Origin of the sequence: Blautia sp. MCC270 (assembly GCF_018785605.1) — a bacterium.
Lineage (GTDB): Bacteria > Bacillota > Clostridia > Lachnospirales > Lachnospiraceae > Blautia_A > Blautia_A fusiformis.
The window spans coordinates 28,346-53,545 of the sequence record NZ_WQQD01000014.1 but is presented as its reverse complement, the minus strand read 5'-3'; the positions used below and the strand labels follow the sequence as shown (position 1 = coordinate 53,545).

General features: G+C 42.4%; 21 protein-coding genes. 2 read left to right on the top strand and 19 right to left on the bottom strand.

Features of this window, described 5'->3' with window-relative positions; translation table 11 throughout:
* The 3 genes from GPK58_RS04895 to GPK58_RS04885 form a co-directional block, all read right to left on the bottom strand.
* The coding region (locus GPK58_RS04895) for a transposase (RefSeq protein ID WP_192925833.1) at positions 1–143 on the bottom strand (143 nt) is incomplete at its 3' end.
* 307 nt (positions 144–450) lie between these two features.
* Positions 451–1,383, bottom strand: a complete 933-nt coding sequence (locus GPK58_RS04890; protein ID WP_165858209.1) for a serine hydrolase domain-containing protein — start codon at positions 1,381–1,383, stop codon at positions 451–453.
* Between the two features lie 5 nt (positions 1,384–1,388).
* Positions 1,389–2,735, bottom strand: coding sequence for an APC family permease (locus GPK58_RS04885; RefSeq protein WP_173776170.1), 1,347 nt, complete (start codon positions 2,733–2,735; stop codon positions 1,389–1,391).
* 259 nt (positions 2,736–2,994) lie between these two features.
* On the opposite strand from GPK58_RS04885, the gene GPK58_RS04880 reads away from it, so the two are divergent.
* Positions 2,995–3,831, top strand: a complete 837-nt coding sequence (locus GPK58_RS04880) for a MurR/RpiR family transcriptional regulator (RefSeq protein ID WP_015526598.1) — start codon at positions 2,995–2,997, stop codon at positions 3,829–3,831.
* A gap of 21 nt (positions 3,832–3,852) precedes the next feature.
* Positions 3,853–4,800 (top strand): serine hydrolase domain-containing protein, encoded by a 948-nt coding sequence (locus GPK58_RS04875; RefSeq protein ID WP_015526597.1) that lies wholly within the window; start codon positions 3,853–3,855, stop codon positions 4,798–4,800.
* Positions 4,801–4,953: 153 nt separating this feature from the next.
* On the opposite strand, the gene GPK58_RS04870 is transcribed toward GPK58_RS04875, so the two are convergent.
* The 16 genes from GPK58_RS04870 to gyrA all read right to left on the bottom strand — a co-directional run bounded on the left by GPK58_RS04870 (position 4,954) and on the right by gyrA (position 25,198).
* Positions 4,954–6,012 carry an ABC transporter ATP-binding protein gene (locus GPK58_RS04870; protein WP_215638305.1) on the bottom strand — a complete coding sequence of 353 codons (1,059 nt, stop codon included), beginning with the start codon at positions 6,010–6,012 and terminating at the stop codon, positions 4,954–4,956.
* Positions 6,002–6,838 (bottom strand): sulfate ABC transporter permease subunit CysW, encoded by an 837-nt coding sequence (cysW, locus tag GPK58_RS04865; protein ID WP_215638304.1) that lies wholly within the window; start codon positions 6,836–6,838, stop codon positions 6,002–6,004. Before cysW ends, GPK58_RS04870 begins: the two co-directional genes overlap by 11 nt.
* Positions 6,838–7,677: a sulfate ABC transporter permease subunit CysT gene (gene cysT / locus GPK58_RS04860; protein WP_059086488.1), complete on the bottom strand. Its 840-nt coding sequence runs from the start codon at positions 7,675–7,677 to the stop codon at positions 6,838–6,840. The genes cysW and cysT overlap by 1 nt, the downstream gene beginning before the upstream one ends.
* A gap of 151 nt (positions 7,678–7,828) precedes the next feature.
* Positions 7,829–8,854: a sulfate ABC transporter substrate-binding protein gene (locus GPK58_RS04855; RefSeq protein WP_252195772.1), complete on the bottom strand. Its 1,026-nt coding sequence runs from the start codon at positions 8,852–8,854 to the stop codon at positions 7,829–7,831.
* Between the two features lie 256 nt (positions 8,855–9,110).
* Complete coding sequence (locus GPK58_RS04850) at positions 9,111–10,295, bottom strand: LacI family DNA-binding transcriptional regulator (protein ID WP_252195771.1); 1,185 nt, start codon at positions 10,293–10,295, stop codon at positions 9,111–9,113.
* 236 nt (positions 10,296–10,531) lie between these two features.
* The gene (locus tag GPK58_RS04845) at positions 10,532–10,942 is read right to left on the bottom strand and encodes a HEPN domain-containing protein (protein ID WP_215638303.1); all 411 of its coding nucleotides are present in this window, start codon (positions 10,940–10,942) and stop codon (positions 10,532–10,534) included.
* A complete protein-coding gene (locus tag GPK58_RS04840; RefSeq protein ID WP_015526591.1) occupies positions 10,929–11,270 on the bottom strand; it encodes a nucleotidyltransferase domain-containing protein in 342 nt (113 codons plus the stop codon). Before GPK58_RS04840 ends, GPK58_RS04845 begins: the two co-directional genes overlap by 14 nt.
* A 244-nt stretch (positions 11,271–11,514) precedes the next feature.
* Positions 11,515–14,739, bottom strand: a complete 3,225-nt coding sequence (locus GPK58_RS04835; protein WP_215638302.1) for a leucine-rich repeat protein — start codon at positions 14,737–14,739, stop codon at positions 11,515–11,517.
* A 531-nt stretch (positions 14,740–15,270) separates the two neighbouring features.
* Positions 15,271–16,077 carry a hypothetical protein gene (locus tag GPK58_RS04830; RefSeq protein ID WP_215638301.1) on the bottom strand — a complete coding sequence of 269 codons (807 nt, stop codon included), beginning with the start codon at positions 16,075–16,077 and terminating at the stop codon, positions 15,271–15,273.
* A gap of 2 nt (positions 16,078–16,079) precedes the next feature.
* Positions 16,080–16,622: a helix-turn-helix domain-containing protein gene (locus GPK58_RS04825; RefSeq protein ID WP_015526587.1), complete on the bottom strand. Its 543-nt coding sequence runs from the start codon at positions 16,620–16,622 to the stop codon at positions 16,080–16,082.
* Between the two features lie 208 nt (positions 16,623–16,830).
* Positions 16,831–18,129, bottom strand: coding sequence for a leucine-rich repeat protein (locus GPK58_RS04820; RefSeq protein ID WP_215638300.1), 1,299 nt, complete (start codon positions 18,127–18,129; stop codon positions 16,831–16,833).
* Positions 18,130–18,224: 95 nt separating this feature from the next.
* Complete coding sequence (locus GPK58_RS04815; RefSeq protein ID WP_215638299.1) at positions 18,225–19,547, bottom strand: alpha-L-fucosidase; 1,323 nt, start codon at positions 19,545–19,547, stop codon at positions 18,225–18,227.
* A gap of 67 nt (positions 19,548–19,614) precedes the next feature.
* Positions 19,615–21,081, bottom strand: coding sequence for an alpha-L-fucosidase (locus tag GPK58_RS04810; RefSeq protein WP_161209732.1), 1,467 nt, complete (start codon positions 21,079–21,081; stop codon positions 19,615–19,617).
* 182 nt (positions 21,082–21,263) lie between these two features.
* Positions 21,264–21,977 carry a lysophospholipid acyltransferase family protein gene (locus GPK58_RS04805; RefSeq protein WP_021651689.1) on the bottom strand — a complete coding sequence of 238 codons (714 nt, stop codon included), beginning with the start codon at positions 21,975–21,977 and terminating at the stop codon, positions 21,264–21,266.
* 23 nt (positions 21,978–22,000) lie between these two features.
* Positions 22,001–22,630, bottom strand: coding sequence for a hypothetical protein (locus GPK58_RS04800; protein WP_021651690.1), 630 nt, complete (start codon positions 22,628–22,630; stop codon positions 22,001–22,003).
* 15 nt (positions 22,631–22,645) lie between these two features.
* Complete coding sequence (gene gyrA, locus GPK58_RS04795) at positions 22,646–25,198, bottom strand: DNA gyrase subunit A (RefSeq protein ID WP_178818381.1); 2,553 nt, start codon at positions 25,196–25,198, stop codon at positions 22,646–22,648.
* Between the last annotated feature and the right edge of the window lie 2 nt (positions 25,199–25,200).

Here is a 25,200-nt window from a genome sequence, read left to right as displayed (position 1 = left end):
TTTGCAGCATACTCTGTGAGCAGCTCCTTCAGCCGGACGTCCACACCATTAATTAATACTTTTCGTCTATACTTTGGACAACATACTACATAGTATTTACAGGAATAGACGACATTGTTGTTTGATTTATATGTTGTGTTCATATTTGTATTATACTATAGTTCATTAGTTAATACAATTACTATTTTGTCCATATTCCATTACTTGCATAAATTCGATGGACGCGTCTTATATCCCCATAGTTGAAGCAGGGGGTTTTACGACGCATTGGATAAAATACTATATTCCAAAACGACACAAAAAAATCGCCGAACCCCAGTAAAATCAAAAGGTACAGCGATTTTTTTGTTTAGCAACTGTCAAAGACAGGAGTATAAAACGGTTTCTGACCAATGTCAAGCCAGAAAGATTTAAGCCCTCTTACACTGTCTGATTTGCCAGACAGAATTCTTATAATTCCGGAACCACTGTAGTCCATAGATGATTTCCTATTTTCTGGAAATCCCCCTCCAGAGACATTACAGTTACTACTGCATCCTTGTCAGGAAACGCCAGACAGAACTGACCATAATTTCCATCGGATCGATAGGAACCGGCTTCCGGATTCATTACAAACTGATATCCATATCCAAAACCGGAATAAAGATTTCCCGGACTTCCTGCCACTGAATTATCCACCAAATTGGACGTTGCCATCTTCATATACGACTCTGGCACCAGCTGTTTTCCATTATAATTTCCCTTGTGAAGAATCATCTGTCCATACCGGGTAAACTCATCAATATTCACATAAAGTCCATTAGCCGCATGCACATGCCCTTTCGGACACAAAGTCCAGTCTGGATTTCCAATTCCCAGCGGCTCAAAAAAGCGATTTCTCAAATATTCCAGAAGATTAACTCCCGCACGTTTTTCAATCGCGCAGCTGATCATATAAGTATTAAAATTGCTGTACAGCCATTCTGTTCCCGGTTTTTTTATCACTTTCGCATTCTCGAAGAAATATCGGATCCAGTCCGGAGTTGTGTAACGCTCCGGCCAGTCACAGAAAAACAGAGAGCTTTCCAAACCTGTAGTCATTGTCAGCATATTTTCCAGCGTTACATCCCCCAGATATCCTTCCGGATTCTCCGGTGCATATTCTGGAAAAATATCCACAATCTTCTCATCAAGTCGAATCAGCCCTTCATCAAGTGCGATTCCTGCCGCACAGGACACAACACCCTTGCAGGCAGACCAGGTGTTAAGGCGTGTCTTGACAGGCATTCTTTTATATTCTGCCGTTAACTGTCCTTCACGCCATATCTGCGCATACATAACATTGAGATTTTCTTTTAAAGTTTTGATAGCAAATTCATTGATCAGGTTCTGGTCTTTATTCATAAACATTAATCCTCCCACACACTTGTTTCCATCTTTACATCAGGACTTACACTTCTAAACCATCCGTAAGCCATGCATACTACAATGGCTATCAGACTGATGATTACTACCGGAAGTTTCAGGCTTCTGCAAGAATTGATAAAAATGCAGATATATGCAAACAGGCTCAAACAGCAGAGGAAATAATATTTTCCGTTAGAAATATGCATTGGTGATTTTTCCCATGCTTCTGCATGTTTTTTCGGAAGCTGGAAATAAGCATAAATCTGCAGAAATGCCAATGCTGATGCCAGAAGCATAATATTATTTACAACATCACTGATAGAAAAGTCCAGTAACACAGGTAATATTCCCATAAGATAAGTAAATGTCATCAGTTTCCAGTAAGCCCCTCTTCTGTTCTGAGCTGCCCATGATTTCGGAAGCCATCCATCTTTACAGGACTGTGCAACCGGAATACAGTTATTGGAAATTGTTGAATTAATGGATGAAGACAGTGCAAGTACCGGACCACCAATCATAAATACTGTGAAAAGTGCCGGATTTAAAATATTTTTTGCAACCAGGGTAAGCGGCTGTCCGGCTACCTGATCCAGAGGAAGCACACCACTTGCTACAATTGCAACACCGCCATATATAACCATCAGTGTCGGAATACAGTACAGAAGTGCCTTTGGAATATCTTTATGTGCCTCTTTTGCCTGTTTACCATAATTCATAATGCAGGAATATCCGTTTGTTGAATATACATACAGCATGATTGCGGAAAAGAATCCGGATGGACCATTGGAGAAAAAGTCTGGTGCTGTAAACTCAAACACCGGATTTTTCAGCTGGAGGCATCCCAGAACAATAAACAGACCAAGTGCAACAAACAGCAGGGTAACCAGAATTTTCTGTACCTTCGCCATTACATCCACACCACACAGATTGATGGCAAAGAACACACTCAGGGCTGCAATTCCAAACCATTTCGCATTAATCTGCGGCCACAGGGAATTTGCATACATACCAATTGCCACACCATAAGTCGCCAGATTGATCGTCTGTGGCAAAAATCCTACTGCATACATACCGGCAACTCGTTTGCCGGCCATATCTCCTACCAGAGAATAAAATCCTCCTCCAAGTTTCAGTGTAGATGTAATCCATGGAATTGGTGCAATCATCATAAATCCCCAGATACATGCAGCTACATATGCCAACCATGCTGACTGACCAGTCAAAAGAATTGCCGGTCCGATCAGTGTCAGAACACCCGATCCAATCGCCTGTCCTACACCGATTGTATAAAGATCACTTCGTTTCAGGTAACCTGTTTTTTCTTTTATTTCCTTTACTGTTGACGACATAAAAGCCCCCCTTTTTTATTGACTTTAATATTAATAGTGCAATTAATTCTTTTTCTGACGTCATATGAATTATTTAATGCTATATTAACATCTAGGTTTCAAGATTTCTATTGACAATATTATTAAAAATACACACTTTAATTTGTGCATTATTTACATCTTTTTTATGTTAAGAAGAATTTTTTACTCCATTATATTGTAATCAAACTTTACACCTGTTATAATTTATTATACTAATCGTACAGTACAGGAGGTTTTCATGAAAATAGAACAGTTGATCCGTGAAAAAGTATCTTTCCTTTCTGCCGGTCAGAAGAAAGTTGCCGAATATATATTACAACACCTTGATTCATTCAGTTATTCCACCCTTGCGAAACTCAGCAAGGAAATTTCCGTAAGCGAAACCACTATCATACGCCTTGCCTATTCCCTGGGATTTGAAAGTTTTTCTGAAATGCAGCGTACTGTACAGAATGATATTCTTTCCGTTCCTACGGTTATAAAAGACGATTCACTGCTGGATAGCGGAAATTTTTATCAAAACATCATTGCCAATGAACTCCATTCCATGGAAAGCTGGGCATCTCATCTGAATCAGGAAGATATGGATCAGATTGTTACCCATCTGAGCAATGCCAAAAAACGCCTCATTGTTGGTGCACGCTCTTCCTACAGTGCCGCTCTCTGGATGGGAACTCTGTTGAATCAGCTTCTTGGAAATACCAAGGTGGTTCACGAATTTTACGATTCCAATTTCGAATATCTCACAGAAGCATCCGAGGATACAGTTGTTCTTCTGATCTCTTTTGCCCGCTATACCAAATGGTCTCTGAAATATGCACAGATTGCCAAAAATCATGGTGCAAAGATACTCGCCATCACAGACAGCATTTCATCACCGGCATGGGCGCTGGCAGACCACGCTATCATTATAGAGATCAATCTCAATGAAATGGGATTTAACTCCTTCTCATGCCTCTATTGTCTGTTTGACAGTATTGTTGCAAAAATCCGCAAAACCAGGTGCAAATCCATCAGTACACGACTTCATGACCTAGAAGAACTTTATTCAGACTTTGATCTTTTTTACGAATAATAATTTCAGGGGGGGATTATCATGCAGGAAATTTTAGATATTTTTCTTGAGAAATCAAAGCAACATCATTCCAATATCATCTACGCACAGATATATAAAAATGATCTTCTAAAAGAAGAATTTAGACTTTTTCCGGTCAAAACCCGTTTAAATATATGGTCTATCAGCAAGCCTTTTGTTGCAATGGCCGCAGGTATCGCAGAACGTGAAGGACTGATCACTCTTGATGAATACATTTATCCTTGGTTTGAAAAATATTTCCCTTCCGACCCTTCTGAAAATCTGTACAAGATAAAGATCCGTGATCTTCTTACCATGTCATCCGGTCAGAAAGATCCGCTCTTTTTCTGCGATGGACCAGAGCGATACAGAGAAAAGGACTGGGTGAGATATTTCTTTCAGAATGATTCTTTTCCATATACACCCGGTACTCATTTTGTGTACAGCAATTTTTGTTCCTATATTTTATCTGTTCTTCTGGAAGAGAAATCCGGAACGGGTCTGCTGAATTATCTGCGATATCGTTTCTTTGAACCGGTTGGCATTCCGAATCCGGACTGGACCCTCTGCCCTCAGGGACATTGTATGGCAGCTAACGGACTGTATCTGACGATTGATGAATTGGCTCGTTTTGGACATCTGCTTCTGCATGAGGGTTCCCTGAACGGAAAACAGATCGTCCCAAAAAAATTCGTGATTGATGCCTGTCAGAAACATATCGATTCTTACAATCCACTGACGGAGCATCCGGATTACCAGAGCTATGGTTATGGATATTTCATATATATGGGACCTATGGAAGATACACTGATCCTGTCCGGCAATTACGGCCAATACTGCGTCGTTGATAAAAAACGTCAGATGGTATCCTGTGTCATGTCCCTGGATGGCAATGACCACAAAAAAATCCGTGATGACCTGGTGGATTCTCTTGCAGAATATTACGGTGTGAAAATTTCACATATATAAAAAAATGCCACTCCGCGGCCACATCATATGATATTCGCAATCCGCTCCGCTACTTGCTCATAAAAAAATGCCGCTCCCGCGGCCATATCATATGATATTCGCAATCCGCTAACGCTACTTGCTCATAAAAAAATGCCGCTCCGCGGCATTTTTTTATATCACTAACCAATCCTCAATCATAGCTGTATTATGTAGCAGTACTGCCTCATTTCCCTTCGTTACAAAAATCCTCTGCACAAACACATCCACAACTTCGCCTTCCCGGACGGGTTCTTCGTCAAGGCTTCTTCTGGCGCTGAGTGTGGTGTTTCCTACACGGACTTTCAGTTCCAGGCTGCTGCCGCGGAATGCGACTCGTTCTACGATGCCCTCTGTTGCGGAGCTTTTATATTTCTGCTCCTCGTTCTTCTTTGTCACTTTTACAAACTCCGGACGGACAATGGCTTTTTCGCCTCCCGGAACTTCCTCGAAGTGATTGAACACCTGGTAATCATCGATCACAGAAGTCTGCCCGAAAAATCCCGCCGTAAACGCAGTATCCGGATTCTGATAAACCTCCAGTGGAGTTCCCTTCTGCTCGATCCGTCCACGGTTGGTAATAATAATTTCATCCGCCACCTCAATAGCCTCATCCTGGTCATGGGTAACAAAAATACTGGTGATCCCCAGCTTCTCGATCATATCCTTCAGCCAGCTTCGAAGCTCCGTACGGATCTTTGCATCGATCGCCGCAAAAGGCTCATCCAGAAGGAGAAGCTGCGGATTCGGAGCCAGAGCCCGGGCAAAAGCAACTCGCTGTCTCTGACCACCGGACAGCTGACTCGGATATCTTTTCTCCAGGCCCTTCAGCCCGATCAGCTCTACCAGTTCCATAACCCTCTGCTTAATATACTTCTTGTCCGCCTTCTGCACCTTCAGGCCAAATGCAATATTATCATACACCGTCATATACCGGAAAAGAGCATAATTCTGGAACACAAATCCAATGCCTCGCGCGCTGGCAGGCACATCATTGACCACTCTTCCGTCGATGATGATCTCACCGCTGTCCGGCTGCTCCAGACCGGCGATCATACGGAGAATCGTAGTTTTTCCGCTTCCGCTGGGCCCCAGAAGACCGATCAGCTTCCCCTTTTCGATACCAAAGCTTACGTTATCAGATGCCTTGTAATCCCCATATGTTTTATTGATATTTTTTAACTCAACGTACATCGCCTTTTTCCCCCTTTCCTTTATGCTCCAGAACATTTCTTGCGATCAGAAGGACCACCGCCAGGATCACCAGGATCGAAGAAACCGCAAATGCCGGAACATACTGGAATTCGTTATAAAGAATTTCCACGTGAAGCGGAAGTGTATTTGTTTTTCCACGGAGATGTCCGGACAGTACGGACACAGCTCCAAACTCTCCCATGGCTCTGGCTGTACACAGCACAACACCATAAAGAAATGCCCACTTGATATGCGGAAATGTCACCTTGGTAAAAATCGTCCAGCCTTTTGCTCCCATCAGTGCTGCCGCCTCTTCCTCATCGGACCCTATGGATTCCAGAACCGGTATGATCTCTCTGGACACAAATGGAAATGTGACAAAGATCGTTGCCAGGACAATTCCAGGAACTGCAAACACGATCTGTATCCCTGCACTTTCAAGAACAGAATAAAGAGGACTCTGCTTTCCAAAAACTAGGATATAGATAAGACCTGCGATAACCGGTGATACTGTAACCGGAACATCGATCAAAGTGGTAAGGAGCTTTTTTCCCCGAAAATGAAATCTGGTCATTGCCCATGCCGCACACAGACCAAAGATCGTGTTGCATACAACAGCCGCAGCCGTCGCCTCAATGGTCAGCTCCAGCGCTTTCAGCGTGTACTCATCTGTCACCGCCTGCACATAGCACTGCCAGCCCTTGCTCAGCGCCTGGGTTACAACAACCACCAGAGGCAGTACCAGCATCACAAAAAGAAAGATCACGGAAATCCCGATAAGGATCCATTTCACCGGCCCGGAAGCCTGCTTCTTTTTTTCATCCATTATGCATCCCTCCCTCTGATACGTTTCGTATTTCTTGCCTGCACCAGATTCACACCAAACAGGATCAGGAATGATACTGCCAGTGTAACCAGTGCGATAGCTGTTGCGCTTTCATAGTCAAACTCCTGAAGCTTTGACATGATGATCAACGGCGTGATCTCTGTATAGTAAGGTTTGTTTCCTGCGATAAAAACAACACTTCCGTATTCTCCCAGGCAACGTCCGAAGGCAAGTCCCGCCCCGGAAAGCATTGCCGGCAGAAGCTCCGGAAGAATAACCCTGCGAAAAACGGTGAATGGCTTTGCACCCATGACACGAGCCGCCTCCTCATAGGAACCGTCCAGCTTCTCCAGAACCGGCTGAATGGCCCTGACTACAAAAGGGATTCCCACAAAGATCAATGCCACCGTGATACCGATTCTGGTATATGCGATCTTAATACCGAAATTTGCAAAAAAGCTTCCCACCAGACCTTTATCGGATGTCAGGGATGTCAGTGAGATACCGGCAACTGCAGTCGGCAGTGCGAAAGGCAGCTCGATCATTCCATCCATGATCCTTTTTCCCGGAAAATCATATCTTACCAGCACCCACGCAAGGACCAGGCCCATAATAGCATTGATCACTGTGGCCGCAAATGCGGTAATAAAGCTTACATAGAATCCGGACAAAACCCTCGGCCGTGTGATCACCTCAATAAATTCCCGAAAACCCAGCCGCGCCGAGTATACTGCCAGAGACGCAAGAGGGATCAGAACTACGATACTCAGCATCGCCAAAGTCACTCCCATTGTCAGTCCAAAGCCTGGTATCACACGTTTACTCTGTTGTTTCTTCATTTCTGTTTCCCCTCTTTTCTATTCTAAGTTTCTGGTCTGTTACAAATTCCCGGTCTGCTGCAAATCTCTGACTCTTCTACAATTCTCTAATCTGTTGCAAATCTCTGACTCTTCTACAACTCTCTGATCTGTTACAAAATCTCAGGCTCTTCTACTCTTCATAGATCTCATCAAACACTCCGCCGTCTGCGAAATGCTTTTTCTGAACTGCATCCCAGCCGCCGAAATCTTTGATCGTTGTCAGCTTCACCTTCAGGTTAAAAGTATCTGCATGCTTTTTCAGGATCGTCTGATCAACCGGCCTATAGTAATTCTCCGCGATCAGCTCCTGAGCTTCATCGGAATACAGATATTTCAGATATGCTTTCGCAGCTTCTGCATTATCATGCTTTTTCACATTTTCATCTACAACAGCAACGGATGGCTGTGCCAGGATACTGATGCCCGGCGTTACGATCTCGTAATCATCCGGATTATCCCTTACAGAAAGAAACGCTTCATTTTCCCAAGCGATCAGCACATCCCCCTGCCCGTTTTCCACGAAAGAGGTTGTGGCACCTCTTGCTCCGGAATCCAGAACCAAGACATTTTTGTAAAGCTTCTTGATAAAGGCTTTCATCTCTGTCTCGTTGCCGTTATATTTCTCATTGGCATAAGCCCAGGCTGCCATGTAATTCCAGCGGGCACCACCGGAGGTTTTCGGATTGGGAGTGATCACCCTCACACCATCCTTTGTCAGATCATCCCAATCTTGGATATTCTTCGGATTTCCCTTCCGAACAAGAAATACAATGGTGGAAGTATAAGGAGCACTGTCATCCGGATATTCATCGATCCAGCCCTTGTCGATCAGACCGGCATTCCGGATCGCATCGATATCATATTCCAGTGCAAGTGTCGCCACATCTGCAGGAAGTCCGTTGGAAATCTCAAGGGCTTGCTTTCCGGAACCGCCATGAGACTGGATCACATCCGCACTCTGACCTGTTTCCTCTTTCCAATATTTTGAAAAAATCTTATTATATGCTTCATAAAATTCTCTGGTCGGATCATAGGACACATTGATGATCTCCACATGATTTTTATCCTTTGTATTGTTTCCCGATACTGCAAAAGTTCCTGCCAGTATCACTGCTGCCAGTGTGATACAGACACCTGCGATGCGTTTTCTTTTCATGATCTGTGTACTCCTTTACAACCACATTTTTATTTAGAAATTTTTTTCCCAACAATGTAAATGCTTCATTTCGCTGTCAAATCATACCTGTTCTTTCCGTTTACTGTGGTTCTGTAATTTTTTTATTTGAATTGAATACATTAAACCATATTATTCCCATTAATTAAATAGGAATATCTGAAAACGTTTTCACGCAATACTCTGGTCATAGCGTAACCGCATCCTGTCTGTCACTATATCTGCGCATCCGCAACACTCAGATACAATAATCGCTCCACATACTGTCCTCCACACTGCTGCAGCTGTTCCGTATCATCAGTCTGCCTTCCAGCTCCATTCGCACAATACCGGAATGCCCGCCCTTCAGCCGGTCCAGCAGCAGGTATAATGCAAATTTTCCCATATCCTCCTTGGGCAGGCTCACCGTTGTCAGCATCGGTCTGGTAAACTGTGCCTCCTGTATATCATCGCTGGATATGATCGAAGGCATATAATACCGGTTCCGAAATTTATTCAGGCACTTCAGCATTCCGATCGCCGAAATATCATTGGCACAGTAGATTCCGGTTGGCATGTCGTCCGACTGAAAGAACTTTTCCATGGCCTCGTAGCCCTCGGCCTCAGTCTGCTTTGTTTCGATAACATACTCCGGTATCACATCCAGATCATGCTTCTTCAGTGTTTCCAGATACCCGTTATACCGGTCCTCGCTGTGGCACTGGCCAATATATCCGATATTTTTGTGCCCCAGGGAGATCAGATATTCCACTGCCGCTGCTGCGATCTTTTTCCCATCGCAAAGGACCTCATCCACTTCATAATTGGTAGAATTCCGGTTCACCGATACCACACTCTTATACTTCTTATTCAGCTTCTTCAAAGCCTCTTTATTACATCTGCCGATGATGATCAGTCCGTCCCTTTTCCCTTCCACCTCATCATACATTCCGTCGATCAGCCGGTCCAGATTCTCCCTTCGGCACTTCCGGTCATCGGAAAACACAGACATATACCATACTTTGGAAAGAATGCAGTTTTTATCATGGATCTCACTTTCGATCACCCGAAGGAGCTCCGCAAAAAACGGATCCGTTGTGGAAGAATCGGTTCTTGTCATCAGGATATTGATGTACCAGGTTTTCTCCTGCTTTGCGGAAACGCCTTTTTTCAGATTCCGGGCCGCCTCGTTGGGCACATAATTCATCCCGATAGCTGTCTTCCATATCTTGTCCCTGAGTCCGGAAACAGAACATTTATAATTGGGATTATTCAAAACTCTGGAAACCGTCGCCGGTGAAACCCCTGCCTTTTCTGCGATCTTCTTGATGGACATGTACCCGTCCCCTCCTTCTGAAAAAAGTCTGCCCGCTGCCAGTCCTGTAAGCTGCTCAACGTCATCTGTGTAACTCAGCATCATCAGTGTAACAGAACTTTTTATCATTCCTTATTTCATAGTAATTAAATATGTTTTATATGATAATAAGAGTTTTAAAAAAAGTCAATCTTATTTTGTGAAAACGTGTTCTTTTTTTGCCGCATCTTCCAGTAGACCACCCGGATTCTGCGCCTTGCCCATCTCATTTAGCATTACATTACCAAGCAAGGCGCACTACAAAAAAATACCTTACACAGAGTTACTGTGGAAGGTATTTTTTGCGATCATCACTTATTATTGTTCTATAATTTTCTTTTGATATATTCTTCTATCAATTCCAATAATTGTTTACCCGTTTCTATCTGTTCTTCTGCTTCTTCTCTTGTTGCAATATAAAAATCATCATAATCGCTGGCATGTCTGATTTCTTCTGCTTCTACGATTTTTCGTCCAAGTTTTCTGGGAAAAATCTCTGTTTTAATATAATTCTTATTGAAATTTGCTAATGCATCTTTATGATGTTTATATGCATTTCCATCTAGTGCATGTATTGCTGAAATTGCATGATAAATACCATAATATGCCCGATTATTAGCACCTCGAAATTCTTTTGCATTCAAAAGAATTTCCGCAGCTTTAATATCACTTTGGGCAGTTTCAATCCGATAAAAAATAAGATCTTTCTGCGTTCCTTTTTCATCAGGCTGCATCAAATAATTTTACCCCCTCTTTCTTTACATTTGCATAAAATGGATAAACATCAACCCAATTCAGAAAATGTTTTTCACTTTTTGCAATTGGCTTAATATCAAGATCATGATCCATATTAAAATCAAAAGTTTCTCCTGCCAATTCATGACGATACTGCTTAATATCTATATCAGACAGATCAAGGAGAATCATAATATCGATATCAGAATCTTCTCTATAATCTCCTCTGGCATATGAGCCGTATAAAATAACACTTTTCAAATGTTTCCCATATATTTTCTGTAATATTTTTGTGTATTGTTCCAACAATGTCTTCATCGATACCGGCATAATCCCGCCCCCTTCTATCTGATAAAACATCTTTATTCGATAACCACTATTTCTTCCATTTAATTATACGCTTTTATATCATTATTCCGCAATGAAATTTTTTCGACATAATTCTCCAGACATACAAAAGCAGACTGAGAACCTGATATATATTCTTATCAAGCTCCAGTCTGTTTTGCGTGCTCAAACATATAAGATATAACTATGAGTAAATAACAAATGCGGATTACTAATATCCTTTGAATTATTTAACCGTTACCTTACAGGTCAGTTTTTTAGAACCACTCTGAACGGTGATAGTTGCAGTTCCTTTTCTGATGCCTTTTACAACACCTTTGGATGTGACAGTTGCGATTTTTTTGTTGGATGATCTGTAAGTGACCTTCTCATCAGTATTTCTTGGTGTTGCAACGGCTTTGATGGTGAAGGTTTTTCCTCTGTTCACGGTCTTTGTTTTTGGTACACCGGTGAGTTTTATTGTTTTGACTTTTGGCATTACCTTGATGGTAACAACTGATTTTTTGCTTCCGGCTTTTACTGTGATCTTGGCAGTGCCTACCTGTTTTCCTGTGACAACACCTTTGGAATTTACAGTTGCGATGTTCTTGTTGGAAGTGCTGTATGTAACCTTATCCTGACTTGTAATCGGGTCAAGAACTGGTTTCAGAGTTACTGTTTTTCCTTTGTAGATGCGGGTGGATTTCAGGTTTGTGATGTAGCGGGTGGAAACTTTGCCTTTCTGGACGGTTACCATTACGGACGTGGATACTCCACTTTTCAACTTAATATCCACATATGTTTTTCCGGATTTACTTTTTGCAGTAAGTTTAAATGTACCATTTTTGCTGACACTGGACACTGTTACAAGATTTTTATTTCTTGCAGTCACACTCTTTACATAATCGCCTTTTGTAAAACCGGAAGCACGGACCGCTGTTGTAGACTGACCGTATTTCAGGGTGATCTGATCTACATTAACATGGAGCGTATACGTCATTCCTTCGCCCGACTGTATCTGACCACACCTCTTGCAAGTCCTGTCTTTCTGATAAAAGTCTGCTATATCTATCGGGCTGCTTTTCCCATTCTGATATCCATGAGCACTTGATGCAGCCTTATGTGATTTCCATTCTGACCATTCATGACCTGTTGTAGGGATGATCAGAACATTCGGATCAGAAATCTCCTTTTTTGCCTCTTTGTCCAGAAAACGCTTTCCGCATTTCATGCACTGATAGTATTCACGTCTGCCTGAGTTCCAGCAATTGGCAGCTAATCCCGGAACTAATTCCAGTTCATGGCCTGTTGCAGGATATACTACAGATTCTAATTCATTACCATCGTATGGATTATCATAATTTTTTCCACAAGATTCACAGTGCCAGTACTCCCTGTTTCCATCTTCGGTACAGGTTGCTTCTTTCCAGTCAACCCAGGTAAATTTATGTTCAAGTTTCTCGATTTTTGTCTCACCGGAAACTACAGTTCCTGCCTCATTGCTGAAATCTTTTCCGCATACATTGCAATGCCAGTATTCGATATTTCCCTCGTTTATACAAGTCGGCTCAACACTTGCATAATGAATTAACGGATCTGCGACATTATGGAATGCGAAGTTTTCTCCTGCTGCATAGGTTTCGGCTGTGGAACCTTTATGGCCTATGATCACAAGTGTACTATTCTTCTCAGTATCTGAATTGTAGCCGATCGCACGTTTCTCGATTTTTACAGAATTTCCCGGAATGTAAACACTTCTGAGCGCCTGGCAGCCTTTAAATGCATCGGTGTCAATCTTGGTTACATTTTCTGGTATGGTGATGTCTTTAAGTTTACTACAGTCTACAAATGTACCATATACAACATTTGTCAGTCCTTTTGATAAATGAATTGCTTCGAGACCATAACAGATTGAAAATGCATATTCCCCAATTTCTGTTACACTATCTGGAAGTTCCAGACTCTTAATACTACGACACCAAGTAAATGCATGCTCGCCTATCGTTTTCAGGTTCTTTGGCAATTTTATGCTTTCAAGATTGTCATCATCATTAAATGTACCGTCTTTGATTTCGGTGATACTGTCCGGAAGTTCAACAGTTTTTAGATTGTCATTACTTGCAAATGCATATTTTCCTATATCTGTTACGGATCCCGGAACTATCATCGTACTGTATTGACCACTTGAAAATGCACTATCTCCGATTGTTTTCAGACCATTTGGTAATTTGAATTCTGTTACACCAGTGTTCATAAATGCGCTAGCTTCAATCGTTATCACTCCAGCTGGCAGATTAATTTCCGTCAGTCTTCCACAGCCTGAAAAAGCCGCTTCTCCAATTTCTGTGACACCGTCTGGAATTACAATACTGTTCAATCTTCCGCACCCTGAAAACATAGAATTATTTATACGTTTAAGTCCGTATGGAAGTTTAACACTTCTCAAATCTGAACAACCGGAAAATACTCCTGTTCCTATATCTGTCAGATTATCCGGAATTTCAATAGCTGTTAGGCTACTGCAATTATAAAAAGTATTCGCTTCTATACTTTTCAGATTTTTGGAAAGTGTTACATTGCTGAGCTTCTCACAATTTCCAAATGCGTTCTCTCCTAAAGTTGTCAGGCTATCCGGCAAAACAATATTGCTTAAGCTGCTGCAGTTCTCAAACGCAGCCTTTCCAATTGATGTCACACTGTTGGGAATATTAATACTGCTCAGACTATTGCAATTATAGAACATACTTTCTTCAATAGTTGTAAGTCCCTCTGGTAATACAATATTATTCAGCTTTCCACATTGGCTAAATGCTCTCTGTTTTATTGATGTTACACTTTTAGGAATATTAATATTGCTCAGACTGCTGCAATACTGAAATGCACCTTCACCTATAGTCGTTACTCCATCCTTTAATACAACATCTTTCAGATTGCTGCATCCATAAAATGTCTCTCTTTCTATTGTTGACACACTCTTAGGAATATTAATACTGCTTAAACTATCGCAATTGCTGAATGCGCATTCTCCAATACTTGTCAGGTTTTCCGACAATATAATTGTACTTAAATTACTACAACCTGAAAATGTATAATTTCCCAAACTTGTTAAACTTTTTGGTAATGTAACACTGGTTAAATTCTTACAATCCTGAAATATACCATCCCATGACCCACAATTAAGAGAAGTAATTCCTTCTCCAATTTCTATGCTTTTAATCCTTTCATCATTTCTAAACTGCCAGGAAAATGCCACACCACTACCTTCAATCACAAGCCGTCCATCCCCATACAGCTTATAAGTAGCATTACTTCCACAGCTTCCACTGTCAACAACTTCCGAACTGTCGCCCGCACCAGCTATCACAGCTTCTCCATCTGAAAAACCATTTTCCACTTCTGCTTCCAGTTCTACATTCTCAGAGCTGTCTGCTTCTGTCTCTACATTCAGTTCCTCTGCACTGTCGTCAAACATCTCCAGATTACTGGCATCGTCAGCCTGCGCATTCTCATCGGATACTTCACTTTCAGTTTCTTCCTCGCCTTCTGCGTCTGACGCTGCAGCGACAGTTTCCTCACTTTCATCCGCTCCTGCAGTTTCATTTTCCGCTGCATCTACTGCAATTTCCGCTGTTGTCTCTGTCGCTGTATCTCCGTTTTCTGTTCCTGCTACTTCTGTTTCATCTGCCTGAAATTCCTCAGCCGCATACACAGACACAGTCTCCACCGGAGCCGCCGCTGTTGTCAGGATCATAGCCGCGGACAGCAGCCATGCAATGTTCTTTTTCTTCATAGATTTCCCCCATTTTCCAATTCATATTTATACCAAAATTATAAATTTCCCATCACATTTAATCAAGCTTTGTTTAGAATATTTTCGTCATATTTTGTCTGTTTACAGACATTTTTGAACGTTTTTTCTACTATGAAAACCCGGCAGCTCCACATGTGAAAACTTTTGTACCTGCTTTATTACCAAAATACCAAAAATACGACGTGCAGTTATTCAAAATAAATATCTGTACTTTCTTCTCCTGTTCATAATAATCTCAAATACTCTTTCTTTATATTCCTGCGGATAATAACTTTCCATATCCAATATTTCTTTTACGTCTTTTTTAGTAAATTCCAGACTTATCTGCTGACCATACAATTCTTCCGCAATCTCAATCTGCTCATCAAAATCTTCACACAGAGTTTTTGATCGTACCTCCTCTATCAGATTATTTATGTTTTCTTCCATCGGATAATCCATCTGTATATCTGATAGCAGTCCTGCACCATTATCAAATATTGGACATAAATGATATTTTTCTTCTGCATCCATTAAGACTCCAATATTATGCATATGCCGATCTTCATTCATAAAAAATGTATCAATTGCCAGGATCTTACTCATATACTTTCCAAAATCGCTAATTCCCGTAATGCGTTCCGTCTGATCTACTATAAATTCCAGTCTTTCCGAATGTTCTGGAATCGTGAATAATTTTTTATAAAGACTTTCATTATAAAATCCATAAAAAAGTCTTTCTAATGTAATAAGCTGCCATCCCTCAGGCAAAAAATTTTCACTTTTACATCCCAGATATTTTCTTCTCTTATAATTAATCTCTTCTGTTTTATATAAAACATACTCTTCCTGTTTCAGCGAAGATTTTTCCAGCAAACGTGAAACAACATATTCCACCAATCCCTCATATCCCATATAATCAGCTTTATACCATACATTGTTCCTGCACCATTTCAATTGGTTTCCTTTTGACGATTGTCTGTCATTTGTTTTGATATCCTGTTCAAAAAGCTGTACCATTTTTACCTCTCAATCCTGATCCAGAAATCATCCTCCGCCATTCTTCCTTCGGTCTTTTCTATGATCATAAACGGATCATAAAATGGCAGATTCAAATCTTCTAATACCAATTTTATTTTGTCTCGTTGTCTCGGGAAACAACGAGATTCCAGAAATTCCTCGTATTCTTCAAAGGTTGGTTTTTCATTTCGGCCAAATGCTTTTTTAATAAAATTGTTTGTATAATTATATATTTTTACTTTTCTGCCTCTCTCATCCACATCAATAATCGTACATATTTCACTCTTAAACATGTACCATAAGCGTATCGGATATTCTTTTTCCGGCACGCGGAGGTTTTCCTCTATCTGAGGATACTCGTTTAAAATATGAACTAATGTCGTAACCGGTCCTGTAATATCCCGATTTTCACTTTCCCATCTTTCTATTGTTTTCTGAGATACATTTACTAACTTTGCAAAATCTTTTTGTGTAAGCTTCAATTTCTTCCTTAAAATTCGTATATCTTCTGCCCGTATCGAATGTTTCACAGCATATCCTGTCATTTTAGATTCCCCCTTTCTTATTAATATACCCTTATTTTAAGGGTATAACAAGCTATTTTATTCCTCATTTTAAGGATTTTCTATATTTATAAAAACCCGGCAGCTGCACATGTGATAACTCTCCATGTTTCATCTGCCGGGCTTCTGTTTTTATTTTCTTTTGTATTCTTTCACTGTTATGGCTATTTTACGTACGCCTGCTTCATCGTTACTTCACCGTTATCTTACAGTTTAGTTTTTTCGCTCCGCTCTGCACGGTGATCACGGCCGTCCCTTTTCGGATTCCCTTTACAACACCTTTGGAATTTACCGTAGCGATCCTGCGATCCGAGGAACGGAAAAGAATCTTTTCGTCGCTGTAATACGGCACGGTCACTGCCTGGATCGTGTATGTTTTTCCACGAAGTATGGTTTTTGTTTTGGGCACGCCGGTCATCTTTGCAGTCCTTACTACGGCAATATTGTTCAAAAAACGGAACCCATTTTTCTTTGCGTAAGTCTGAGCAGTAGAACCCTTTTTTCCGGCAATGACAAAAGTTTTATTTTTTCCACTATTGAAATTATAGCCGATCGCTTCTTTTTCTATCACTGTTTTACTGTTGAGGATCGTAATCTTTTTCATTGCCAGGCAATCATAAAAAGCATGGCTTCTGATCTTTTTCACACTGGCAGGTACTGTAATATTCCCCAGTTTTCGACAATTACTGAATACACCGTTCCCGATCTCTGTAAGCTTCTTCGGCAACGACACCTTTCTGAGATCTGTACAAAAAGAAAACGCATCTTCCCCAATAACCGTAACACTGTCCGGAAAGCTTACTCCTGTCAAACCGCAATGCCGAAAGGCAGCTCTTTCTATCCTGGAAACGCCCTGTCCAAGCGTAACCTTTTTCAGCTTCATATCCGCCTCAAATAACGATTCCGGTAATATTTTCACACTTCCCGGAATGCTGACAGATTCCAGATTGTTACAGTAACTGAAAGCATATTCATCAATTTTTGTTACAGTTTTCGGTACATCCAGGCTCATAAGCTTACTCTGGTAAAAAGCATATGCACCAATGCTTTTCAGTCCATCAGGAAGCTTGATCCTGGTGATCGCAGTATCTCCAAATGCTCTTACTCCAATACTCCGCAGAGTTCCCGGCAACGAAATCCTCTTCATATTTCTGCAGTCTGAAAAGGTTCTGTCACCGATTCCCGTGATCCCAGATGCAACGGTTACTGTTTTTATCATTGCTGATCTGTATGAAAAATCATCGGTAACCTTAACCTCCCCTTTTCCCTGTATCTGCAGGTTTCCATTGGAGTACAACCGGTAAACAGCTTTGCTTCCACAGGAGCCCTTCGCAACAAGCTTTGCAGTGCTCTGCACACCTGCTGCCGATGCTTCCTGTGCATATTCAGCCGCATAACCAGTCTGTGCATGTACAGCCACAGAAGATACACAGGACCCTGTCAGGATCATTGCCGTTGATAACAGTATTGCGATTTTTTTCCCAAACATAAAAGCTCCCTCCCTGAGAATCGATCGGATATCCACGATTTTCTCCCATGCAGCAACAAAAGGACCGACATACATCCGGTCCTCCTGTTCATCATTTAGAATCTGTTGGTTAATCCAACCACATACATATCTTCTTTATATTCCGGGATCTTCACAAGAAGTCCCTCTGCAGTATCTTCAGTTTCTACCTTCACTGCCGGATCAAATGGTCTCAGCGCTCCGTGATAGCCCTTGATCAGGAATTCATTGGCACCTTCCTTCAGATGATCTGCAAACACATTCAGATTTCCGTCTTTCTGTGTATAATGGAGCTCGATTCCACTCTCAAGCAGCTCAGATTCACGGTCACTGCAGCGTGTTCCGTAAATACCGTCATGGTTTCCCTTCAGCCATGCACCCAGGATCTTCAGTCTTCTTACCTGCTCCTCCGGGATAGTTCCATCTGCCTTCGGGCCGATGTTCAAGAGAAGATTTCCGTTATTTGCCACTGTTCCGACAAGAAGTGAGATCAGATCCGGAACAGAGATCAGCTTGTCATCGCCTTCGTTGGCATTATAACCGAAGGATAAGCCCATTCCACGGCACATCTCCCATTTCTCATTTCTGTTTACAGAACCGGATTTATATTCCTTAGTAAGGAAATCGTGATAACGTCCGTTGAAACGGTCATTTACCACACCCTCCGGAACCTTATTGTAATAATGTGCAAAGAAATACGGCATCATCTCTTCACTCTGTGTCGGCCATCCGATATCATTCCAGAACACACTCGGTGCATAATCATCTACAAGCTCTTTCATCTGATTATAGGAATAATCTGCATATGCAAATGTCGGACTGGCTGTTCCAAACAGATCATCATCCTCAAAAATAGGATCGTTTGCATACTGCCAGTCGATCAGTCCGGAATAATACAGGCCCATGCGGATTCCTGCGTCACGGACAGCTTCTGTCAGCTCACCGGTGATATTTCTCTTCGGTCCCATTTCTACGGAATTGAAATGTGTATATTTACTTGGGAACAGGCAAAATCCGTCATGATGCTTGGTTGTCAGAACAACATACTCCGCACCTGCTTCTTTGAAGATCTCTGCCCACTGCTTCGGATCCCAGTTTTCAGCTTTCCACATAGGAATAAAATCTTCGTATTTGAAATCTTTTCCGTATTTTTCTATATGATGCTTATATGTAGGGCCTTTTCCAATGTTCAGAGAATTGTAATACCATTCTGCATACGGATTATCCGCAAACCATTCCTTGGAATCAACCTCTCCCAGCTCCCATGTATGCGGTGCAAATGCCGGCACGGAATAAATTCCCCAATGGATAAAAATTCCAAATTTACAATCCTCATACCATTTTGGAACTGTGTGTGCATTTACAGAGTTCCAGTTTCCTGTGAATCTTACATCTCCCATAATTAAAATACCTTATCCTTTCTGTCCTTTCAAAAAGACATTATAATTTACTTGCTTCCCCCAACAGCTATTCTACTGTGATCTTCAATACCACCGGCATATCTCCCGCCTCAATAACCCCTCTTCCGCAGGAAATATCCAGTTCTTTATTTCTCGCAAATGCCGGATGCAGATCTGTTCCGAGGATCTCAATATCCCGGATCGTGGATTTCAAAAGCTTCATATCATTGCCAAGAGCTTTGATATGGATCTCTCCATCCTCCGGCCAGTGCAGAACAGTCGCATAAATATGATTGCTCTTACTTGTAAAACGGATATCCTCAGAAGTAAAGTGCTTATCATAGGTATCCGTGAAATGTCCTTCCGGAACTACCGTCGGTCCCTCTCCGAATATCTTCCAGTATCTGGTTCCGTATATCGCCTCTCCGTTTACCTTCAGCCATTTTCCCATTTCTCTCAGGATATGTGCATCCTCTTCCGGAATTGTTCCATCCGGCTTCGGTCCGATATTAAGAAGAAGTGCACCATTTTTGCTGACTACATCGATCAGATCCAGCACTACATCGGAAGGCTTCTTATAATCATTTCCAATGGTATAGCCCCAGGAATTCTTAGCTACAGACGTATCATTCTGCCACAGATCCGGTGTGATATGGTCTAACTGACCTCTTTCCAGATCATTGACTGCGCTGCCGTAAACATATGCGTCAAATTTGGCATCAATGGCTGTTTCTTTTCCCCACTGTGCAGAACGGTTGTAATAATATGCTGCAAATTTACGAAGATACGGTTTCCATGCATATTGCTGGATCCACCAGTCAAAATACACAATGGATGGCTGATATTTATCCACGATCTCGCAGGTGCGGACAAGCCAGTCCTGCATATGCTCCTCTGTCGGAGGATTGTCATAAATATCACTCATATCTCTGGTGATTCCTGCTGCCGGCCCATAAAGATCCGCATATTCCGGATCATTGACATCAGCCTCCGGGATCTGACGACCTCCATTAAAGAACCAGTAATGCTCTGCTCTGTGAGAAGAAGCACCGAGAACCATTCCCTCTTTCTCAACCTCTATCTTCAGCTCTCCGAGAATATCTCTTTTCGGTCCCATCTCAGCAGCGTTCCAGCGACAAAGGTCACTGGCATACATCTGAAATCCATCGTGATGCTCCGCTACCGGAACTACGAACTTCGCCCCCGCCTCTTTAAATAAGGCCGCCCATTCCTTCGGATCAAACTTCTCAGCCTTAAACTGAGGAATAAAATCCTTGTAGCCGAATTTATCCAGAGTTCCGTATTTCTCTGTATGATGCAGGTTCTCCTTAGAGCCTTTCACATACATATTTCTGGGATACCATTCGTTTCCGAAAGCCGGAACACTGTAAACACCCCAGTGGATAAAAATTCCGAATTTATCTCTTGCATACCACTTCGGCGTAGGATGCTCACAGAGAGAATCCCAGGTATCCGTGTACGGTCCCTGTGCGATCACCTCATCGATCAGAGAAAGGTATTCTTCTTTTTTCATCTGTTCGTCCTCTTTACATCTTTTATTTATATTGTATGGATGTCTCTATGTTATCATCAAACCTTTTGGTTGTATATGCCCAACAATCCACAAATAAAACGTTTCGTTTTTATGCAAAACATACAACAAAAAAAAGGCCTTGATGATGTTTTTGTTCCAACTTCATCAAAGTCTTTTCTTTTTTACATAATATTTTCTTCGATCACCTTTTCGATCCGTCTCTTCACTTCTTCTGCGAGTTCTGTGGTATGCATATCTTTGTATTCCTCATAATACATCGGAGGAAGGATATGCACCTGTACGGTGATCCTCTCTGTAGAGCCGGTATCAAAAGCCTTAAAGGAATCGATCAGTGCAACCGGAACGATCGGGCATTTCGTCTTGGTGGCAGTCTTGAAGCTGCCGCCCTTGAACGGCCCCGGATGATTTCCGTTTTTACTTCTGGTTCCCTCCGGAAAGATCAGATAATTACGACCAGCCTTCACTTCCCGTATTACATTGACAATGACCTGCATGGACTGCTTCAGGTCTTCCCTGTCAATGATAAAGGCCTTCATACAGGCAAAAACCTGCTTCAGAAAAGGAATCTCTCCAACTTCCTTCTTGGCAACTACCGAAAAAGGAACCGGGCATGCCCGGATGATCGCCAGCACATCAAACAGTCCCTGGTGATTCGGAAAAAACATAAATCCCTTTTCTTTTGGGATATTTTCAGCTCCATGCACATCAATATGGATATTTCCGCCTTCAATGGCATGCTCATCTACCAGTCTCAGGAATGCGTATTTCTTCTCTTCCGGATAATCATCTGTATGCGCTGCATACCAGCAAAGCTTGATCCACCAGTAAGGAACAAAGACTATATTTCTGAGCACCATCAGCAAAATCCGCTTCATTCTTACATCCTCCCGCCTCTGCTTTATCCGTTCAGTTTCCCTGCGATCTTATCCTCGTATCCCGGATTCTTTTTCAGAAAAACCTCATAAGCCTTTGTATAATCTGTATAGGTTTTCGTAGTCATAAATTTCTGATAATCCTTGGCAGCCTGCTGGCTGATCTTATCTGAAATCTCAGAAGGCGCATACAGATAATACTTTTTGTCCTGGACCTTTACAAGATAGGTACTGATACATGGATATTCCTGCTCGTTCTCCAGAACAAGATTATAGCGGATATAAACATAAGAATAATTTTTGTTTTCAGAAATGGAGCCACAGCTGTCGATATTTACATCCTTTACTCCATGGGCCTGAAAATATTTTATCGTGGAGGAAATCTCTGTTTTCGCCTCATCCGATAACTTATCCGCACTGTAACAGCTCTGCATCTTTTTATTCTTGCCTGCTGCTGCCGCTTTGATGTAGCCTTCCACAACCCCCTCCGGAGTTCTGTGGCTGATCTTTCCGCAGCCCCTGGCCGCCAGAACGATCACCAGCAGGATCAGAATGATCCCCGCCAGTGTCGCAATGTGGACAAAATTCAGTTTTTTATTAGAGTATTTCAGCTTCTTTACTGATTTTTTTCTGCGTTTTTTCTTTGTCGTCGTCATGACTTATCCTCGACCTTATTCCTCTTCACTGCCTGTGACAGCTTCCTCTGCAGAGCCTTCTTCGTTATCGCCGGTTTCTCCGTCAGCTTTTTCGGTAGTTGTATCTGCTTCCGGATCTTTATCTCTTACCTTGGCGATACTTGCAACGGTTACACCCTCTGTAAGATTGATCATCTTCACACCGGAGGTGATCCTTCCAAGAACAGAGATATCCGCACACTGCAGACGGATAATGATACCCTCTGTAGTGATCATCATGATCTCGTTCTCTTCGTTGACAGCCTTGGCGCCAACAACATTTCCGGTCTTCTCGGTGATCTTGTAGCACTTCACACCCTTACCGCCACGGTTCTGGACAACGAACTCACTCATAGCTGTACGTTTGCCCATTCCGTTCTCGGAAACTACAAGCAGATAATCTCCCTGAGTGTTCAGCTGCATGGCAACAACTTCATCACCGTCAGTAAGATTCATACCTCTTACTCCCATGGACGCACGGCCTGTGCTGCGGACATCTGTTTCCTTAAAGCGGATACACTGTCCGTCCCTGGTCACAAGAATAATATCTTTATTATTATCAGTAGCCTTAACCTCGATCAGCTCGTCATCATCACGAAGAACGATTGCTGTAAGACCTGTCTTACGGACATTCTCGTAATCCTTGATCGGAGTTTTCTTCACAAGGCCTTTCTTTGTGGCCATCATCAGATAATGACCCTCTTCATATTTACGAAGCGGGATCACAGCTGTGATCTTTTCTCCCGGTGCAAGCTGCAGAAGATTGATGATCGCAGTTCCTCTGGCTGTACGACCAGCCTCCGGGATCTCATATACCTTCAGTCTGTATACACGTCCTGTATTAGTAAAGAACATGAGATAATGGTGCGTTGTCGTCATCAGAAGCTCTTCGATATAGTCATCCTCAATCGTCTGCATACCCTTGATTCCTCTGCCGCCACGGTTCTGGCTGCGGAAGTTGTCAACGGTCATACGCTTGATATAACCAAGCTTTGTCATTGCGATCACTGTATTTTCTCTCGGGATCAGATCCTCTGTAGAGATATCATATACATCGTATCCGATGGAAGTCTTTCTGTCATCGCCGTATTTCTCTGCAATGGCAAGGATCTCCTCACGGATCACCCGGAGAAGGAGCTTGCGGTCAGCAAGGATTGCCTGGAACTTGCGGATCTTCTCCATAAGCTCTGCATACTCAGCCTCCAGCTTCTCTCTTTCCAGACCTGTCAGTGCACGGAGACGCATATCCACGATTGCCTGTGCCTGCACATCTGTCAGCTCAAAACGTTCGATCAGCTCCTGCTTGGCGATCTGTACGTTGCGGGAACCACGGATGATGCGGATCACTTCGTCAATATTATCAAGTGCCTTCAGAAGACCCTCCAAAATATGGGCTCTCTCCTGTGCTTTATTAAGATCATACTGTGTTCTTCTACGAACTACATTCTCCTGATGCTCCAGATAGTACTCCAGCATCTCTTTCAGATTAAGAACCTTCGGTTCCATACTTCCATGATTTGGAACAAGAGAAAGCATGATCACACCAAAAGTATCCTGCAGCTGTGTATGCTTGTAAAGCAGATTCAGGATCACGTTGGCATTGGCATCCTTACGAAGATCAATACAGATTCGCATACCCTCACGGCTGGAATGGTCGTTCAGGTCTGTGATCCCGTCGATCTTTTTGTCACGGACAAGCTCTGCGATCTTCTCGATCAGACGTGCCTTGTTTACAAGGTACGGGAGCTCGGTAACCACGATACGGGATTTACCGTTTGGCAAAGTCTCGATATTCGTCACCGCACGGACACGGATCTTGCCACGTCCGGTACGGTAAGCTTCCTCGATTCCTCTCGTTCCGAGGATGGTCGCTCCTGTAGGGAAATCCGGTCCCTTTACGATCTCAAGAAGCTCCTCCATAGCTGTTTCTCTGTCTTCTTCTACAATGTTATCAATGATCTTAACAACTGCATTGATAGTTTCACGAAGGTTATGCGGCGGAATATTGGTTGCCATACCTACCGCAATACCTGTAGTACCGTTTACCAAAAGGTTCGGAAAACGTGCCGGAAGCACAACCGGCTCACGCTCTGTTTCATCAAAGTTCGGCTGAAAATCAACCGTATCCTTGTTGATGTCAGCAAGCATCTCCATGGATATCTTGCTGAGACGTGCCTCTGTATATCGCATGGCAGCCGCACCGTCACCATCCACGGAACCAAAGTTTCCATGTCCGTCAACCAGCGGATATCTTGTGGACCATTCCTGAGCCATATTGACCAGCGCACCATAGATGGAGCTGTCACCGTGCGGATGATATTTACCCATGGTATCACCGACAATACGCGCACATTTTCTGTGTGGCTTGTCAGGACCATTATTCAGCTCGATCATAGAGTACAGAACTCGGCGCTGTACCGGCTTCAGACCGTCTCTTACATCAGGCAAAGCTCGTGAGGCGATAACACTCATGGCATAGTCGATGTAAGATTCCTTCATCGTTTTTTCCAGATCCACTTCGTGGACTTTGTCAAAAATATTATCTTCCATTC

Bases quoted from the DNA above. Each gene is read 5' to 3' on its own strand.
- cysW (WP_215638304.1), bottom strand. From the start codon at position 6,838: ATGGATGAAAAAAAGAAGCAGGCTTCCGGGCCGGTGAAATGGATCCTT.
- GPK58_RS04830 (WP_215638301.1), bottom strand. From the start codon at position 16,077: ATGGTACAGCTTTTTGAACAGGATATCAAAACAAATGACAGACAATCG.
- GPK58_RS04810 (WP_161209732.1), bottom strand. From the start codon at position 21,081: ATGAAAAAAGAAGAATACCTTTCTCTGATCGATGAGGTGATCGCACAG.
- GPK58_RS04800 (WP_021651690.1), bottom strand. From the start codon at position 22,630: ATGACGACGACAAAGAAAAAACGCAGAAAAAAATCAGTAAAGAAGCTG.
- GPK58_RS04815 (WP_215638299.1), bottom strand. From the start codon at position 19,547: ATGGGAGATGTAAGATTCACAGGAAACTGGAACTCTGTAAATGCACAC.
- cysT (WP_059086488.1), bottom strand. From the start codon at position 7,677: ATGAAGAAACAACAGAGTAAACGTGTGATACCAGGCTTTGGACTGACA.
- GPK58_RS04880 (WP_015526598.1), top strand. From the start codon at position 2,995: ATGAAAATAGAACAGTTGATCCGTGAAAAAGTATCTTTCCTTTCTGCC.
- GPK58_RS04820 (WP_215638300.1), bottom strand. From the start codon at position 18,129: ATGTTTGGGAAAAAAATCGCAATACTGTTATCAACGGCAATGATCCTG.
- GPK58_RS04850 (WP_252195771.1), bottom strand. From the start codon at position 10,295: ATGATAAAAAGTTCTGTTACACTGATGATGCTGAGTTACACAGATGAC.
- GPK58_RS04835 (WP_215638302.1), bottom strand. From the start codon at position 14,739: ATGTTTGACGACAGTGCAGAGGAACTGAATGTAGAGACAGAAGCAGAC.
- GPK58_RS04890 (WP_165858209.1), bottom strand. From the start codon at position 1,383: ATGAATAAAGACCAGAACCTGATCAATGAATTTGCTATCAAAACTTTA.
- GPK58_RS04875 (WP_015526597.1), top strand. From the start codon at position 3,853: ATGCAGGAAATTTTAGATATTTTTCTTGAGAAATCAAAGCAACATCAT.
- GPK58_RS04825 (WP_015526587.1), bottom strand. From the start codon at position 16,622: ATGACAGGATATGCTGTGAAACATTCGATACGGGCAGAAGATATACGA.
- GPK58_RS04840 (WP_015526591.1), bottom strand. From the start codon at position 11,270: ATGCCGGTATCGATGAAGACATTGTTGGAACAATACACAAAAATATTA.
- GPK58_RS04805 (WP_021651689.1), bottom strand. From the start codon at position 21,977: ATGAAGCGGATTTTGCTGATGGTGCTCAGAAATATAGTCTTTGTTCCT.
- GPK58_RS04870 (WP_215638305.1), bottom strand. From the start codon at position 6,012: ATGTACGTTGAGTTAAAAAATATCAATAAAACATATGGGGATTACAAG.
- GPK58_RS04885 (WP_173776170.1), bottom strand. From the start codon at position 2,735: ATGTCGTCAACAGTAAAGGAAATAAAAGAAAAAACAGGTTACCTGAAA.
- gyrA (WP_178818381.1), bottom strand. From the start codon at position 25,198: ATGGAAGATAATATTTTTGACAAAGTCCACGAAGTGGATCTGGAAAAA.
- GPK58_RS04855 (WP_252195772.1), bottom strand. From the start codon at position 8,854: ATGAAAAGAAAACGCATCGCAGGTGTCTGTATCACACTGGCAGCAGTG.